Source organism: Stenotrophomonas sp. 57 (genome assembly GCF_030291075.1).
GTDB lineage: Bacteria > Pseudomonadota > Gammaproteobacteria > Xanthomonadales > Xanthomonadaceae > Stenotrophomonas.
Window position 1 is genome coordinate 344,031 of record NZ_CP127407.1, and the last position, 15,970, is coordinate 360,000.

General features: G+C 68.2%; 14 protein-coding genes (1 of these 14 running past the window's edge). 4 read left to right on the plus strand and 10 right to left on the minus strand.

Annotation, left to right across the window (positions count from 1 at the left end):
- Positions 1-104: 104 nt before the first annotated feature.
- The 8 genes from QP512_RS01515 to pyrE form a co-directional block, all read right to left on the minus strand.
- Positions 105-818, minus strand: a complete 714-nt coding sequence (locus QP512_RS01515) for a response regulator transcription factor (RefSeq protein WP_286070693.1) — start codon at positions 816-818, stop codon at positions 105-107.
- Positions 799-3,459 (minus strand): sensor histidine kinase KdpD, encoded by a 2,661-nt coding sequence (locus QP512_RS01520; RefSeq protein WP_286070694.1) that lies wholly within the window; start codon positions 3,457-3,459, stop codon positions 799-801. The genes QP512_RS01515 and QP512_RS01520 overlap by 20 nt, the downstream gene beginning before the upstream one ends.
- A 51-nt stretch (positions 3,460-3,510) precedes the next feature.
- Positions 3,511-4,161 (minus strand): potassium-transporting ATPase subunit KdpC, encoded by a 651-nt coding sequence (kdpC, locus tag QP512_RS01525; protein WP_286070695.1) that lies wholly within the window; start codon positions 4,159-4,161, stop codon positions 3,511-3,513.
- A complete protein-coding gene (kdpB, locus tag QP512_RS01530) occupies positions 4,158-6,215 on the minus strand; it encodes a potassium-transporting ATPase subunit KdpB (RefSeq protein WP_286070696.1) in 2,058 nt (685 codons plus the stop codon). Before kdpB ends, kdpC begins: the two co-directional genes overlap by 4 nt.
- Positions 6,216-6,225: 10 nt before the next feature.
- Positions 6,226-7,935 (minus strand): potassium-transporting ATPase subunit KdpA, encoded by a 1,710-nt coding sequence (gene kdpA, locus QP512_RS01535; RefSeq protein ID WP_286070697.1) that lies wholly within the window; start codon positions 7,933-7,935, stop codon positions 6,226-6,228.
- 12 nt (positions 7,936-7,947) lie between these two features.
- Positions 7,948-8,040 carry a potassium-transporting ATPase subunit F gene (locus tag QP512_RS01540; RefSeq protein ID WP_005407770.1) on the minus strand — a complete coding sequence of 31 codons (93 nt, stop codon included), beginning with the start codon at positions 8,038-8,040 and terminating at the stop codon, positions 7,948-7,950.
- Positions 8,041-8,261: 221 nt separating this feature from the next.
- A complete protein-coding gene (locus QP512_RS01545) occupies positions 8,262-8,924 on the minus strand; it encodes a hypothetical protein (protein WP_286070698.1) in 663 nt (220 codons plus the stop codon).
- Between the two features lie 19 nt (positions 8,925-8,943).
- On the minus strand, positions 8,944-9,603 hold the full coding sequence (gene pyrE / locus QP512_RS01550) for an orotate phosphoribosyltransferase (protein ID WP_005407772.1): 660 nt from the start codon (positions 9,601-9,603) through the stop codon (positions 8,944-8,946).
- A gap of 162 nt (positions 9,604-9,765) precedes the next feature.
- Here pyrE and QP512_RS01555 point away from each other — a divergent pair, with 162 nt between their 5' ends.
- From QP512_RS01555 to QP512_RS01565, 3 genes are all read left to right on the plus strand, one after another.
- On the plus strand, positions 9,766-10,566 hold the full coding sequence (locus QP512_RS01555; protein ID WP_286070699.1) for an exodeoxyribonuclease III: 801 nt from the start codon (positions 9,766-9,768) through the stop codon (positions 10,564-10,566).
- Positions 10,563-11,867 carry an MFS transporter gene (locus QP512_RS01560; protein ID WP_286070700.1) on the plus strand — a complete coding sequence of 435 codons (1,305 nt, stop codon included), beginning with the start codon at positions 10,563-10,565 and terminating at the stop codon, positions 11,865-11,867. Before QP512_RS01555 ends, QP512_RS01560 begins: the two co-directional genes overlap by 4 nt.
- Before the next feature lie 78 nt (positions 11,868-11,945).
- Positions 11,946-12,176 (plus strand): hypothetical protein, encoded by a 231-nt coding sequence (locus tag QP512_RS01565; RefSeq protein ID WP_286070701.1) that lies wholly within the window; start codon positions 11,946-11,948, stop codon positions 12,174-12,176.
- Between the two features lie 106 nt (positions 12,177-12,282).
- On the opposite strand, the gene QP512_RS01570 is transcribed toward QP512_RS01565, so the two are convergent.
- Positions 12,283-13,410, minus strand: coding sequence for an anhydro-N-acetylmuramic acid kinase (locus tag QP512_RS01570; protein ID WP_286070702.1), 1,128 nt, complete (start codon positions 13,408-13,410; stop codon positions 12,283-12,285).
- Between the two features lie 66 nt (positions 13,411-13,476).
- A complete protein-coding gene (locus tag QP512_RS01575; RefSeq protein WP_286070703.1) occupies positions 13,477-14,949 on the minus strand; it encodes a peptidoglycan DD-metalloendopeptidase family protein in 1,473 nt (490 codons plus the stop codon).
- A 167-nt stretch (positions 14,950-15,116) separates the two neighbouring features.
- On the opposite strand from QP512_RS01575, the gene tyrS reads away from it, so the two are divergent.
- On the plus strand, positions 15,117-15,970 hold the 5' portion of the coding sequence (gene tyrS / locus QP512_RS01580; protein ID WP_286070704.1) for a tyrosine--tRNA ligase. Its footprint extends 358 nt past the window's final position; 854 of the gene's 1,212 nt are visible here — the first part of the coding sequence; the start codon lies at positions 15,117-15,119; its stop codon lies beyond the right edge, outside the window.

The following is a 15,970-nucleotide window of genomic DNA, read 5'->3' on the forward strand; positions in this document are numbered from 1 at the left end:
GCTATTGGTAGGTGTCGACCTTGGTCGACACAGCAGATCCACGCCATGCGTGGATGCTCTTCCGAAATCGCTTTGGTGGGTGCCGACCGTTGGTCTGCACGCTTTCACCCCTTGAACCGCAACCCCACGCCCGGTTCGGTGAACAGGTAGCGCGAATCCAGCGCTGAATCGCCCAGCTTGTGCCGCAGCTTGCCGACCAGGATGCGCAGGTAGTGGGTGTCGTGCTGGTGGGTCGGCCCCCAGATCTCCTGCAGGATCTGCGGCTGGGTCACCACCCGCCCGGCATTGCGCAGCAGCAGTGACAGCAGCGCGTATTCCTTGCGGGTCAGCGCCACCGGCTCGCCACCGAGGGTGACTTCGCGACGCACCAGGTCCACGTGCAGGTGTCCGTCGTCGAATACCGGCGGCGTGCCATCGCTGGGCACGCTGCGCGTACGCAGCAGCGCGCGCACCCGTGCCATCAGTTCCTGCGTGCCAAACGGCTTGGTTACGTAGTCATTGGCGCCGGTATCCAGTGCGCGCACCTTCTCGGCTTCACCCGCACGCACGGTCAGCATGATCACAGGCACCTGGCTCCACTGCCGCAGCTGCTCCAGCACCTCGTGGCCTTCCATGTCCGGCAGGCCAATGTCCAGGATCACCAGGTCCATGTCCTCGCTGGCGGCCAGCTGCAGGCCTTCCTGGCCGGTGGCGGCCTGCCGCACCTGGTAGCCCTGCGCGCGCAGGCTGATGTCCAGGAACCGGCGGATCTGGGTTTCATCGTCGATCACCAGCACGCGCGCGGCCGGCACGCTGGGATCAATCGGGGTCGGGCTCATCGTGGGAGGCTGGCTTGAGCAGGGGCAGGGTGATGCGGATCAGGGTACCGCGACCGTCGCGTCCGGGCAGCGCCTGCACGCTGCCGCCATGCGCACCGATCATGCCCTGGCAGATGGTCAGGCCCAGGCCGGTGCCGTGTCGACCGCGGTCGCCGCGTTCGACGCTGTAGAACATGTCGAAGATGCGCGCGCGCTCGTCATCGGGAATGCCGGGGCCGGCATCGATCACGTCGATGCGCAGCTGGCCGTCCAGCTCGCGCGCCTGCACCTGCACGGCGGCGTCGGGCGGCGAGAACTTGGCGGCGTTCTCCATCACGTTGAACACCGCCTGTTCGACCAGCGCCGGGTGCACCCAGATCGGCGCCAGCGTGGGGGGAATATCCAGCTCCAGCCGCACCTTCGGCTGGTAGCGCTGCAGGCGCCGTGCCGCCGAACCGATCAGTTCGTCCACGCCGATCCAGTCGCGGTTGATCTTCAGACCTTCGTGGCCCAGCCGGGTCATGTCCAGCAGGTTCTGGATGTAGCGGTCGAGGCGTTCGCCTTCGACCAGGATCGTATCCAACAGGGCGCGTCGATCCGTCGTGTCCATCGCCGCGCCATAGCTGGCCAGGCTGTCGGCCGAACCAATCATCGCCGCCAGTGGCGAGCGCAGGTCGTGCGACACCGAAGAGAGCAGCGCCGAACGCAACCGCTCAGTCTCGTTGCTGACGTGCGCCTGCTCCAGTTCGGCCACCAGCCGGGTGCGCAGCGCAGCCTGTGCGATGTCATCCACCATCGCCTCGGCCAGCTGCCGCTGCTCGGGTAGCAGGCGTGCCTGCGCGCCGGGCAGGTACAGACCAGCCACGCCGATCGCGCGGTCCTCGCCATCCAACAGTGGCAGGAACCACCACTGCGCGCCGGCCAGGGTATCGGTGAAGCGGCCGCTGGGCTGGCCATGGCGCAGTGCCCAGTCGGCAGCCGCCAGATCGGTATCGCCGGGCTGCGAACGGCCACCGGATGCAGTGTCGGCACCGATCCGCAGCCACGCTGGCACGTCCATCGCCTGCTCCAACGCATGCCGTCCAGCCTGGGCCACCTCGCCATTGCCGGCCGCGCTGGCCAGCTGCCGTCCCAGCTGCTGGCGCGCACGCGCGTGGCGGTTGGCCGCACGCAGCGCGATCACCTGCATGCGCAGGCGTGATGCCAGGCGGCCAGCCACCAGTGCAGCGGCCAGGAACAGGAACACGGTGATCACGCCCTGGCGCGCACCGATGGCGAAGGTGAAGCGGGGCGCAATGAACAGGAAGTTGTAGGCGAGGAAGCACAGGATCGCCGCCATCACCGCCACGCTGGCGCGCGTGCGCGCAGCGACCAGCACCACTGCAACGATGAACACCATCGACAGGTCGGCCATGCCCACCCAGCGTTCGGCCAGCCACGCCACCGCACAGGCCAGCGCGGTGGCGACCAGCGCCTGCACCGGCTCGTAGCTGATGCCGCGCATCGGTGGCAGCAGGCCCTCGCGGCGCGAGCGCGCACGGGCCTGTGGGGTGCTGATGATGGTGATCTCGTAATGCGCGCCGCGCTGGATCAGCTGCTGGGTCAACGTGCGGTTGAACATCCGCGCCAGCGGGCGTTCGCGGGTGCGCCCCAGCACCAGGGTCGACACGCCGTTGTGCGCGGCGTGGTCGAGCAGGGCGTCGGCGATGCTCGATCCGTGCAGCAGTTCGGCGTCGCCGCCCAGCCGCCGTGCCAGCGCGAAGGCCGCATCGATCTCGCGCCGGGTCGCCTCGTCCTGGCGGCGGCCCTGTACGGTCACCACCGTCCACGGTGCATCGCGGCGCTCGGCGATGCGGCGTGCCACGCGCACCAGGTATTCGCTCTGGCCACCGCCATCGATGGCTACGAGCACCCCACGTCGCAGCGGCAGGTTGCCTTCGCCACGGGCAGCGCGTGCCTCGCGCAGGCTGCTGTCGACGCGGTCGGCGGCCTCCTGCATGGCCAGTTCGCGCAGCGCGGTCAGGTTGGCCGGCGAGAAGAACGCCTGCAGCGCCTGTGCGGCTTGTTCGGGTACATACACCTTGCCCTGCTGCAGGCGCGCGATCAGTTCGCGCGGCGGCAGGTCGACCAGCACGATGTCGTGCAGGCGATCGAGCACGCCATCGGGCACGGTTTCGCTGACGCGCACGCCGGTGATGCGCATCACCACATCGTTGAGGCTTTCCAGATGCTGGATGTTGACCGTGGTCCAGACGTCGATGCCGGCATCCAGCAGCTCCATCACATCCTGCCAGCGCCGCTCGTGGCGGCTACCCGGGGCATTGCGGTGTGCCAGTTCGTCCACCAGCACCAGCGCAGGACGCCGTGCAAGCACGGCATCCAGGTCCATTTCCTGCAGGGCGTGGCCGTGGTAGGCCACGTCCTTCAGCGGCAACTGCGGCAGTCCCTCCAGCAGCGCCTGGGTATCGGCACGGCCATGGGTTTCCACCAGCCCGACCACCAGGTCGACGCCGCGCCTCAGCTGTTCCTGCGCTCGGGTCAACATGGTGTAGGTCTTGCCCACGCCCGGCGCCGCGCCAAGGAACACGGTCAGCTTGCCGCCGGCCTCGCGTTGCAGGCCTTCGACCAGGGCATCGGCCTGGCGGGTTCGCGCATCAGTCATGGGGGCCGCTGTCATGGCCGCCATTGTGCGCGCAGCCGGTGCAGCCCGGCATCACGGTGCCTTGGCCGCATGGTCCAGCGCGAAGTTCAACGTCACCACGTTCACGCGCGGCTGGCCGAACAGGCCCCACTGGCGCCCTTCGGTATGCGCCTGCACCAGCGCCTGCACCTGCTCCACCGGCAGGCCACGCGCACGCGCTACGCGTTCCACCTGCAGCTGCGCGGCTGCAGGCGACAGTTGCGGATCGAGGCCACCACCGGACTGGGTGACCAGGTCTGCCGGCACCTGTGCGGGCGCCACACCTTCGCGCGCGGCCACCGCAGCAGTACTGGCGGCAACACGTTCGGCCAGGGCCGGGTTGCTGCGCGCCATGTTGGAACCGGCTGCGGCCATCGGGTCGTAGTTGGCCGCCGACGGCCGTGCCTGGAAGTAGCCCTGGCCGGTGAACGGCTGCGACAGCCAGGCCGAGCCGCGCACCTGGCCGCTGCCATCGCGCAGCAGGCTGCCCTCGGCCTGGGTCGGGTAGGCCAGGCCGGCGAAACCGGTGGCGATGCCGGCGTAGACCGCACCGGCCAGCAGCAGGGTCGCCAGGCCCAGGCCGATCGCCGGACGCCAGCGGGCGTCATCCTGCAGGCTGGCCACGCGGGCCTCGGCCTTCGGTTCGCGGGACAGGGAAGAAGAGGTGGAAGCAGAACGGTTCATGCGCCGAATACCAGGACAAGAAGGAGGTCGATCAGCTTGATCGCCGCGAACGGCAGCAGCACGCCGCCGAGGCCGTACACCAGCATGTTCCGGCGCAGCAGCGCGGTGGCGGTGGCCGGGCGGAAGCGCACACCACGCAGGGCGAGCGGGATCAGGGCGGGAATCACCAGGGCGTTGAAGATCAGCGCTGCCAGCACCGCGTTGCGCGGGCTCGACAGCTGCATCACGTTCAGTGCGGCCATGGTCGGAACCGCGGCGGCAAACAGCGCCGGCAGGATCGCGAAGTACTTGGAGACGTCGTTGGCCAGCGAGAAGGTGGTCAGCGCGCCGCGGGTGATCAGCTGCTGCTTGCCCACTTCCACCACCGCCAGCAGCTTGGCCGGGTCCGAATCGAGGTCGACCATGTTGCCGGCCTCCTTCGCCGCCTGCGTACCGGAGTTCATCGCCAGGCCGATGTCGGCCTGGGCCAGCGCCGGGGCGTCGTTGGTACCGTCGCCGACCATCGCGACCAGGCGGCCACCGGCCTGCTCCTGGCGGATGCGCGCCAGCTTGTCTTCAGGGCGCGCCTCGGCGATGTAGTCGTCGACGCCGGCTTCGGCGGCAATGGCCGCAGCGGTCAGCGGGTTGTCACCGGTGATCATCACCGTGCGGATGCCCATCGCCCGCAGCTGCGCGAACTTCTCGCGCATGCCGTGCTTGACCACGTCCGACAGCTCGATCACGCCCAGCACGTGGCGGCCCTCGGCCACCACCAGCGGGGTGGCACCGTTGCGCGCGACCTGCTCGACGCGACCGGCCAGCTCGGCCGGCACGTTGCCGCCCAGCGACTGCACATGCGTACGGATCGCATCGGCGGCGCCCTTGCGGATCTGCCGTCCATGTTCCAGGTCGACGCCGGACATGCGGGTCTGGGCAGTGAAGGCCAGGTAGTCGGCATGGTCCGGTTCGGCGGTGGCGCAGCCCTGTTCGCGCGCCAGGCGCACGATCGACTTGCCTTCCGGAGTCGGGTCGGCCAGCGAGGACAGCAGCGCCGCTTCACGCAGCTGGCTGGCATCGATACCGGCCAACGGATGGAAGTGGCTGGCCTGGCGGTCGCCGTAGGTGATGGTGCCGGTCTTGTCGAGCAGCAGCACATCGACGTCGCCGGCCACTTCGACCGCCTTGCCCGACTTGGCCAGCACGTTGGCGGCCAGCGCACGGTTCATTCCGGCGATGCCGATGGCCGGCAGCAGCCCGCCGATGGTGGTCGGGATCAGGCAGACCAGCAGCGCGATCAGCAGCAGCGGGTCGACCTGCACGCCTACCGCCGCGCCAATGGCCGGCAGCGTGGCCACCACCACCAGGAAGGTCAGCGTCATCGCCGCCAGCAGCAGGGTCAGCGCGATCTCGTTCGGCGTCTTCTGCCGGTTGGCACCCTCCACCAGCGCGATCATCCGGTCCAGGAAGCTGTGGCCCGGCTCGGCGGTCACCCGCACGATGATCTGGTCGGACAGCACCTTGGTGCCACCGATCACACCGGAACGGTCGGTACCGGCCTCGCGCAGCACCGGTGCTGATTCGCCGGTCACCGCCGCTTCGTTGATGGTGGCCAGGCCCTGCACGATCTCGCCATCGGCCGGCACCAGCTCACCGGCACTGACGATCACATGGTCGCCCGGGCGCAGCTCGGCAGCGGCCACCCGGGTTTCGGCCGCACCCGGCTGCGGGGCGGCCAGCCGGCGTGCCACCAGGTCCTGGCGGGCACGGCGCAGCGATGCAGCCTGGCCACGGCCGCGCGCTTCGGCCACGGCTTCGGCGAAGTTGCCGAACAGCACGGTCACCAGCAGGATCGCGGTCACCGCCAGGCCGAAGCCAAGCGGCGCATTGCCGGTCAGGGTGACGATGGCGGCGACGATCGTGCCGGCCATCACCACCGCCATCACCGGGCTGCGCACCAGGTGCATCGGCGACAGCTTCAGCACCGCCTCGACCAGCGCACGGCGCAGGCCGGCGGCATCGAGCAGGGCAGGGCGCGCTGCAGGGGAACTACGGGTTGAACTTGCGTGGGTACTCATTGCGGTGTCCTCAGTGCAGTCCCAGGCTCAGGTGGTCGGCGATCGGGCCGAGTACCAGCGCCGGCATGAACTGCAGCACGGTCAGGATGACGATCACCGAGACCAGGGTCAGGGCGAAGGTCGGGGTTTCGATCTGCAGGCTGCCGGCAGACTCCGGCGCCTGGCGCTTGGCGGCCAGCTGTGCAGCCACCACCAGCGGGATGATCAGCAGCGGGAAGCGGCCCAGCAGCAGCACCAGCGAGCAGCTCAGGTTCCACCATAGCGTGGCGTCACCCAGCCCTTCGAAGCCCGAACCGTTGTTGGCGTAGGCCGACACGTACTCGTAGAACACCTGGCTGATGCCATGGAAGCCGGGGTTGGAGGTACCGGCCAGGCCGGGCACGACCAGGGTGATCGCGGTGAATACCAGCAGGGTGATCGGCTGCAGCAGCACCAGCAGGGCCAGCAGGCGCACCTGCGGCGTCTCCAGCTTGCGGCCGAACAGTTCCGGCGTGCGTCCGGTCATCAACCCGGCCAGGAACACGCCCAGCAGCAGGTAGACAATGAACTGCTGCAGGCCGCAGCCGATGCCGCCCCAGATCGCGCTGACCAGCATGTTGACCATCGCGATGCCGCCGCTCAGCGGCGCCAGCGAATCGTGCATGCCGTTCACCGAACCGTTGGACACCTGGGTGGTCACCGCCGCCCACAGCGCGGTGCCATCGGCGCCGAAGCGCACCTCCTTGCCTTCCATCAGCAGCGGTGTGGCGGCGCTGGCGCTGTGGCCCTCGCTCCACATCATCGCGCCGGTAGACAGCAGCGACATGCCCAGCATGCAGCTGAACACCAGGGCGCCGAAACGACGCCGGCCGGTGAACGCACCGATCATGAAGATCACCGCCATCGGCACCAGCAGGATGCCGACGATCTCCAGCGCATTCGACAGCGGGGTCGGGTTCTCCAGCGGGAAACTGCTGTTCGGGCCATACCAGCCGCCGCCGTTGGCGCCCAGCTGCTTGGCCGCGACCATCGCCGCGACCGGGCCCAGCGGCAGTTTCTGTTCGGCCATGCCGGCGCTGGCATCGATCGGCGTGGCCTGCGGCCCGCCGGCCATCGTCGAGGGCACGCCCTGGCTGGTCAGCAGCAGCGTCCACACCAGGCACAGCGGCAGCAGGAAGCGCACGCACAGGCGCACCACGTCCACGTAGTAGTTGCCCACCGCCACCTGGCGGTCATCGCCCGTTCCGTTGGCCGCGGCAGCCTGCGGCGCACGCGAGAACAACGCGCGCAGCGTCGCTACTGCCAGCGCCAGGCCCATCATCGGCGTCACCACCTGCAGGCCGGTGATGCCGGTCATCTGCGAGAGGTAGGACAGCTGCGCCTGGCCCGAGTAGTGCTGCTGGTTGGTGTTGGTCAGGAACGAGATCATCGTGTGCAGCGCGGTGTCCCAGCGCATGTTCGGGATCTGGTCCGGGTTCAACGGCAACCAGGCCTGGGTCATGAACACCGCCTGGGTCAGCACCGCGACCACCACGTTGCTCAGCACGAAGGCCAGCACATAGCCGCGCCAGGACATCGAACACGCCGGATCAACGCCGAACACCTTGTACAGCGGCTTCTCGATCCAGTGGAACAGCACGTCGACCTTCATCGGCGTGCCGCGCATCACCCGCGCCAGGTACAGGCCCAGCGGCCACGCCAGCAGCAGGCTGGCGGCAATAATCACAAGCATCTCAGTCATGGCAGGCTCCGCTCAGAACGACTCGGGGCGCAGCACGACATAAAGGAGATAGGCGGCGGCGACCAGCACCAGCACGCCACACAACAACGACAGCCAGGGGGACATTGCAATAGCGTCCTGGTGGAACCCCTCCACCTCAGGCCGCCATCGTCGTCCTGCCCCCCATAAACGCACTACGCGCCGGACCGGGCCGACGCGTAAAGAGTGCATAAATTCCGTGGGCCAACCCGTAACCAGGCGCCGCCTACTGTAGAGCCGAGCCCACGCTCGGCTGTTCTTTCCCAAGGTCATGTGGAGCCGAGCGCGGGCCCGGCGCTACAGGCGAATTACGGGGCCCGGCTCGCCGGCGCCACGCCCTTCAGCTCGCGATAGCGCTGCAGGGTGCTGTCGATCTCGGCCTTCAACGCCTGCTGTTGCTGCTGCAGGCCGGCCTGCAGGCGCTGCTGCGCCTGCAGCTGCACATGCCGCTGGCGGATCGCCCCGGCCTGCTTGTCTGCCACTTTGGCGCCGGCCAGCTCGCGGTCGCCCGCCGCCGACAACAGCGCCACCAGCGACTCACGCAGGCTGGTGACGTTGTACTCGGCGGTCTTCAGATTGTTGTCCAGCACTTCCTGGCGCTCGGCAAACACCCGGCGCAGGTCGGCCTCGCTGCCGTAGGTGGACAACATGGCCTGCTCGGTGCGCTGGCGGGTCTGCTCGGCCATCAGGTCCAGTTGTTGCTGCTGCGCCGCGGCGCTGGCAGCGGCGCGCTCCTCATCGGTCAACGCGCGCTGGACCTGCGCATTGCGCAGGCCGGTGCTCGCATTGAACTCCTCGCGGGCATGGTTGACCGCGTCGGCCGGCAGCGAATCACTGCAGATCCGCTCCTTGCCCTCGTTCCAGCAGTACAGCTTCTTTTCCGTCTTGCCGCTGTCGCGCGACTGCGCCGGCACGGTGAACGGCAATGCCAGCAGCAGGCCGGCAAAGAGGACAGCAGGAACTCGGGACATGACCTTTCCCCTGGGTCGGTCAGCGGATCGAACGGACGCCGTACTGGGCCCGATAGGCTTCCAGCGGCTGCCGGTAACCCACAAGTTCCGGGTTGCCGGAGGCGAAATCAAGCAGGTCGGCCAGCGACGCCACGGCGATCACCGGGATACCGGCCTCTTCGGCCACCGATTGCGCCGCCGAGCGGCGATCGGTCTCCGAAGCGATTTCCTGGCGGTCCAGCGCTACCACGATGCCAGCCGGGGTGCCACCGGCGGCGCGGATGATGCCCAGCGCTTCGCGGATCGCGGTACCGGCGGTGATCACGTCGTCGACGATCAGCACGCGCTTGCCCTGCATGTCGGCGCCGATCAGCTGGCCGCCTTCACCGTGGTCCTTGGCTTCCTTGCGGTTGAACGACAGCGGCAGGTCGCGGCCGCGCTGGGCCAGCTCGCAGGCCATCGCAGTGGCCAGCGGAATGCCCTTGTAGGCCGGGCCGAACACCACGTCGTACTTGATGCCGCTGGCATCGATGGCATCGGCATAGCAGGCGCCGAGCTGGGACAGCAGCGAGCCGGAGTCGAAGCGACCGGCGTTGAAGAAATAGGGGCTCAGCCGGCCGGATTTGAGGGTGAACTGGCCGAAGCGCAGGGCATCGGCGGTCAGGGCCAGCTGCAGGAAACGGTGGCGGTGGTCGCTCATCAAAACTCGATTCATCTTCATTTGGAGCACAAATCCTAATCCAGCTGGGCGTTTCGCGCTCGTCCGGCCCCGTGTGAAGGCGTTCGCGGGCCCACCCGGCGGACTGCGCAGCCCCGCGGGCAACCGGTATGCTTGCCCGGTTTCCCGCCGTAGGTCTTCCGCATGCGCATCATCAGTTTCAACGCCAATGGCATCCGTTCCGCCGCGACCAAGGGCTTCCTCGACTGGTTCCGTGCCCAGAACGCCGACGTCCTGTGCATCCAGGAGACCAAGGCCCAGGAAGACCAGCTGACCGACCCGATGTTCCGCCCGGACGGCCACCACTGCTTCTACCGCGACGCCATCACCAAGAAGGGCTACAGCGGTGTGGCGATCTACAGCAAGCGCGAGCCGGACCAGGTCATCACCTCGCTGGGCTGGGCCCCGTTCGACGACGAAGGCCGCTACATCGAGGCGCGCTACGGCAACCTCAGCGTGGTCTCCTTCTACATCCCGTCCGGCAGCTCGGGCGACCTGCGCCAGGGCTTCAAGTTCGAAGTGATGGAATGGCTGCGGCCGATCCTGGAGGAGTGGGCGCGCAGCGGCCGCGACTACGTGCTGTGCGGCGACTGGAACATCGTGCGTTCGGCGCTGGACATCAAGAACTGGAAGTCCAACCAGAAGAATTCCGGCTGCCTGCCGGAGGAGCGCGACTGGCTCAACGCCCTCTGCGCCGACCACGGCCAGACGACCGATGTCGCCGCCGGCCGCGGCTGGGCCGATGCCTACCGCCTGCTCAACCCCACCGGCGAGGATTACACCTGGTGGAGCAACCGCGGCGCCGCCCGCGCCAACAACGTCGGTTGGCGCATCGACTACCAGTTCATCACCCCGGGCCTGCGTGACCGCCTGCGCAGCTGCTCGATCTACCGCGACGAGCGCTTTTCCGACCACGCCCCGTTCACCGTGGACTACGACCTGTGACCGAGGCGGCCACGCCGGCCAGCTACAAGGGCTGGGCAGGCATCAAGCGCGCCTTCGGTACCCCGTCGGCGCTGACCATGGCCATGCTGGGCTTCGGCAGCGGCTTGCCGTTTCTGCTGATCGCTTCGCAGACCCTGTCCACCCGCCTGCGTGATGTCGGCCTGGACCTGGGCAGCATCGGCCTGATCAGCCTGGCCAGCTTCTTCTACCTGCTGAAGTTCCTGTGGGCACCACTGCTGGACCGCTACGCCTTCCCGCTGCTGGGCGGGCTGGGCCGACGCCGGTCGTGGCTGCTGGTGTCGCAGGTGATGGTGCTGGTCGGCCTGGTCGCGCTGGCCTTCGTGCGGCCCGAGCAGGGCGTCTGGCCGCTGGTGGCCTGGGTGCTGGTGGCCTCGTTCGCCGGCGCCACGCAGGATTCGGCAGTCGATGCCTACCGCATCGAGATCGCCCCGCAGACCGCACAGGCCGCGCTGGCGGCCACCTACACGCTGGGCTACCGCATCGGACTGATCCTGGCCGGCGCCGGCGCGCTGTACCTCGCCCAGTTCGAAGGCTGGATCGTTGCCTACCTGGCGATGGCCGCGCTGATGCTGCTGCCGATCATCACCACCCTGGTGTGCGCCGAGCCAGAGCGCCCGGCCACGGCCGTGCAGCGCCGCATCGATATCGCCGAAGCCTTCATCCAACCCATCTCCAGCTTCTTCAGCCGTAACGGCGTGGCGCTGGCCCTGGTACTGCTGGCTTTCGTCGGCCTGTTCAAGTTCCCCGACCAGGTGATCGGGGTGATGGCCGGGCCGTTCTACCTCGATTCGGGCTTCGACAAGGCCGACATCGCCACCGTTTCCAAGCTGTTCGGCGTGTGGATGGGCATCGGCGGCGCGTTCCTGGGCGGCATCGCGGTGGCCGCGTTTGGCTTCCGCCGCATGCTGCTGGTGGCCGCATTGGGCGTAGCGCTGTCGAACCTGGCCTTCCTGCTGATGGCGCACAATCCGGGCAAGCTGTGGGCGTTCTATGCAGCGCTCAGCGCCGACAACCTGTTCCAGGGCTTTGCCGGCACCGTGCTGGTGGCCTTCATGTCCTCGCTCACCGACCGCAACTTCACCGCTACCCAGTACGCGTTGCTGGTGTCACTGGCCAACCTGCCGGGGAAGTTCGTCGGTGGTGTCTCCGGCTATATCGTCGAAGCCACGTCCTACAGCACGTTCTTCATCCTCAGCTCGATCACCGTGGTGCCAACCCTGCTGCTGCTGGCGTGGCTGTGGCCGCGCATCGCCGATCGCGGGCCACCGCCGGTCGCCTGATTGCCTGCCCGCCCGGTCTGCGGGATCATCGCCCCGACGCGCCGAGGGGGGCGGTGCCTTGCGAACGGGGAAGTGAGCATGGCCGACGTTGTGCTGCGGGACCTGGACCCGCTGCTGCTGGAACGCATCCGACGGGTCGCGGTCGCCCGCGGCTGGACCCACGAACAGACCTGCGCCGCCTTGCTGGAGCAGGGCCTGTTCTGCAGTGAACTGGAGGTTCGCTCCGGCTTCGGCGATCCGGAAGTGGATGCCCTGTCCGATGCCATCGCCGCCCTGCAGGCCTTGCCCGCAGGGCAGGGCTTCGATTAGCGCTTTTGTAGAGCCGAGCCATGCTCGGCTTCGCGCGGGCCGGGCCAAAAGCAGCCGAGCATGGCTCGGCTCTACAGCGGTGCCTCACCTGCGCGGATGACGCCACTCACGCCAGATGGATCGCCCCCAGGATCCGCGGCCCCTGGGCCCCGGTCACGCTCGGCAGATTGCCGGCCAGCCCGTCCATCGTCCGCTGCGCCAGCCACGCAAACCCCATCGCTTCCACGTACTCCGGGTCCAGCCCGTGCACCGAGCTGGACTCCACCTGCACGTCCGGCAGCCGTGCCGCCAGCCGCTTCATCAGCTGCCGGTTGCGCACGCCGCCGCCACAGACCAGCAGGCGACGGGTCTGCGGCTGCTGCGTCAGCAGCGCATCGGCCACCGTTGCCACGGTCAGCTCCAGCAGGGTCGCCTGTACGTCGGCCGCAGCGTACTCGCCTTCGCCCATGTGCGCCTCGGCCCAGGCCAGGTGGAACTGCTCACGGCCGGTGCTCTTGGGCGGGGGCAGGTCGAACCACGGGTCCGAGCGCCAGCCCAGCAGCAGGCTGTCATCCACCGCACCGCTGGCGGCATACGCGCCGTCGGCATCGAAGGTGCGCCCGGTGTGGCGCTGGCACCAGGCATCCATCAGCGCATTGGCCGGGCCGGTATCGAAGCCACGCACCGCACCTTCGCGCGGGATCAGGGTCAGGTTGGCGATGCCGCCCAGGTTGAGCACCGCGCGGTCCTCGTCGGCGGTGCCCAGCATGGCCAGGTGGAAGGCCGGCATCAGCGGCGCACCATGGCCCCCGGCCGCGACGTCGCGGCGGCGGAAGTCGGACACCGTGGTGATCCCGGTCAACTCGGCGATGCGGTTGCCGTCACCCATCTGCACGGTGAAGGCGGGGTCGGCCAGCGGCCGGTGGCGCACGGTCTGTCCATGCGAGCCGATCGCGCGCACCTGGCTGCGGTCCACGCCAGCCTCGGCCAGCAGCTGATTGGCGGCCCCGGCGAAGTTGATCGCGATCCGGGCGTCCAGCTCGCCCAGCTCCTCCAGCGAGTCCAGCGGGCCACCTTCGCCCAGCGCCACCAGCCGCGCACGCAGCACGGGCTCCCAGCGGGCGGTCAGGCCGTGCACGAAGCGGCAGCCTCCGCCGGCCGGGAACTGCACGAGCGCGGCATCGATGCCGTCGGCGCTGGTGCCCGACATCAGACCAAGGTACAGGGGGGCGTCAGTGTCGGCAGTCGTGTTCATGGCGGGCATAAAAAAAGGACGCGGCAAGCTTGGGCTGCCGCGTCCTTCTTCGTCAACGCAGGGCGATCAACCGCGCTTGCGGCCGGTGCTGCTCTTGTCCTTGGTGCTGGCCACCTCGGGGGCGGCCTCGTCGCGGCTGGTCGGCGCCGGGCTGGCATCGGCGTAGATCAGCTTTTCCATGCCCTGGATGCGGGCCATCGCCGGCGCGGTCTGCGCGCGGAAGGCGACCAGCTCGGCGCCCTTCAGCGGCTCCGGCGGCGGCATGGTCACGGTCAGCGGGTTGCGGTGCTCGCCGTTGACGCGGAATTCGTAGTGCAGGTGCGGGCCGGTGGCCAAGCCGGTCGAGCCCACATAGCCGATCACCGTGCCCTGGGCCACGCGCTGGCCGGTCTTGATGTTCGCAAAGCGCGACATGTGCCCGTACAGGGTGGTGTGGCCGCGGCCGTGATCCAGGATCACCACGTTGCCGTAGCCACGCTGCACGCCGGCGAACTGCACGCGGGCATCACCGGCGGCCATGATCGGGGTGCCGGTGCGCGCGGCGTAGTCCACGCCCTTGTGCATGCGCATCTTGCCCAGTACCGGGTGCTTGCGCGCACCGAAGGTCGAGCTCAGCCGCGCGAACGGGATCGGCATGCGGATGAAGCTCTTCTTCAGCGAACGGCCGTTGATGTCGTAGTACTCGGACTTGCCGTTGCGGTCGAAGCGGAAGCCGGAATAGGTCTTGCCGCCGGTGGTGAAGGTCGCCGCCAGGATCTTGCTGGTGTCCACCTTCTCGCCTTCGCGCCAGGTTTCATCCATCACCACGCTGAAGCGGTCGCCCGGCTGCAGGTCCTTCGAGAAGTCGATGTCGTACTTGAAGATGTCGTCGGTCATCGTCGCGATCGCCGACGGCGACAGCCCGGCGCGGCGCGCGGCGGCGTACAGCGAACTGGTGATCTCGCCACTGGTGACCACCGTGCGCGTGGAGGTCTCGCGCTTGGTCACCTTCTCCTTGATGTCATTGCCGGCCAGGCTCAGCTCCACCCGGTTGTCGGCATCGCGGTCGAAACGGATGCTGCGCAGGTCGCCGGACAGCGGCATGTCGAAGGCGATCTCGGCGCCCGGGCGCAGCTTGGTCAGCGCCTCGCGCGCGCCCGGGTGGTCCAGTACCCGGTGCAGGGTGGTGGCCGGGATGCCGGCCTTGTCGAACAGATCGCTCAGGGTCTGGCCGCGCTCGACGCGCAGCACCTGCCAGCTGTCACCGGGGACCTGCTGCTGGCGGGCCATGGTCAGCGGCGGCAACGGCAGCGCCAGGCTGGTATGGCTGTCGGCAAAGGGGGCGTCGATGGTGTGCGAGAACCCCGGAACGATCGTCGCCACCAGGGCGCCGATGGTCGCGAACAGACTGGCGTGCACCCAATGGCGCCGGGTCCAGCGCTCGTTGAAGGCGGCGGGAAGGTGTTGCCTGAGCTTCCGATGCAGGGCGTTGTCGTGCAGGACGTGAAGGCGTTCCTGGAAGCGCTGCTTGCGTGCGCGCCCTTGTTCGGAATTGTGCATCGGCGGTTTTTTCCTGGCAGCCCGGGAGCGCGGGCCTGATCGCCGGTTACCATAGACACCTGAGAAAACCGCGTCAAACCCTTGTGCCCATTGGCTTTTGTGAAGCCAATCGGGTTAACTTTGCTTTAACACCCCACACAAGAATCGGCATTGCCGGGAGTAGTCACGTGTCCTCGATTGAAGAAGCCCTTGCCCTGATCGGCCGCGGTGCCGACGAGATCCTCAAGCTCGAGGATCTGCGTGCGCGCCTGCAGGAAGGCCGCACGCTGCGGATCAAGGCCGGCTTCGACCCCACCGCGCCCGACCTGCACCTGGGCCATACGGTGCTGCTGAACAAGATGCGCCAGTTCCAGGACCTCGGCCACCAGGTCATCTTCCTGATCGGCGACTTCACCGGCATGATCGGCGACCCGTCCGGCAAGAGCCTCACCCGCAAGCCGCTCAGCCGCGAGGACGTACTGGCCAACGCCCGCACTTATGAGGAACAGGTGTTCAAGGTGCTGGACCGCAGCCGTACCGAAGTCCGCTTCAACTCGGAGTGGTTCGGCAAGATGGGCGCGGCCGACATGATCCGCCTGGCCGGCCAGCACACCGTGGCGCGCATGCTCGAGCGCGACGACTTCGCCAAGCGCTATGCCGCCCAGCAGTCCATCGCCATCCACGAGTTCCTGTACCCGCTGGTGCAGGGCTACGACTCGGTGGCGCTGGAGGCCGACGTGGAGCTGGGCGGTACCGACCAGAAGTTCAACCTGCTGATGGGCCGTGGCCTGCAGGAACACCACGGCCAGAAGCCGCAGGTGGTGCTGACCATGCCGCTGCTGGAAGGCATGGACGGCGTCAACAAAATGTCCAAGTCGCTGGGCAACTACATTGGCATCAGCGAGCCGGCCATCGACATCGTCACCAAGACCATGAAGGTGGACGACACCTTGATGTGGCGCTGGATCGAGCTGCTGTCCTTCGACATCAGCCAGGCCGAAGCCGTGCAGCTGCGCGAGCAGGTGGCCACTGGCGGCCTGAA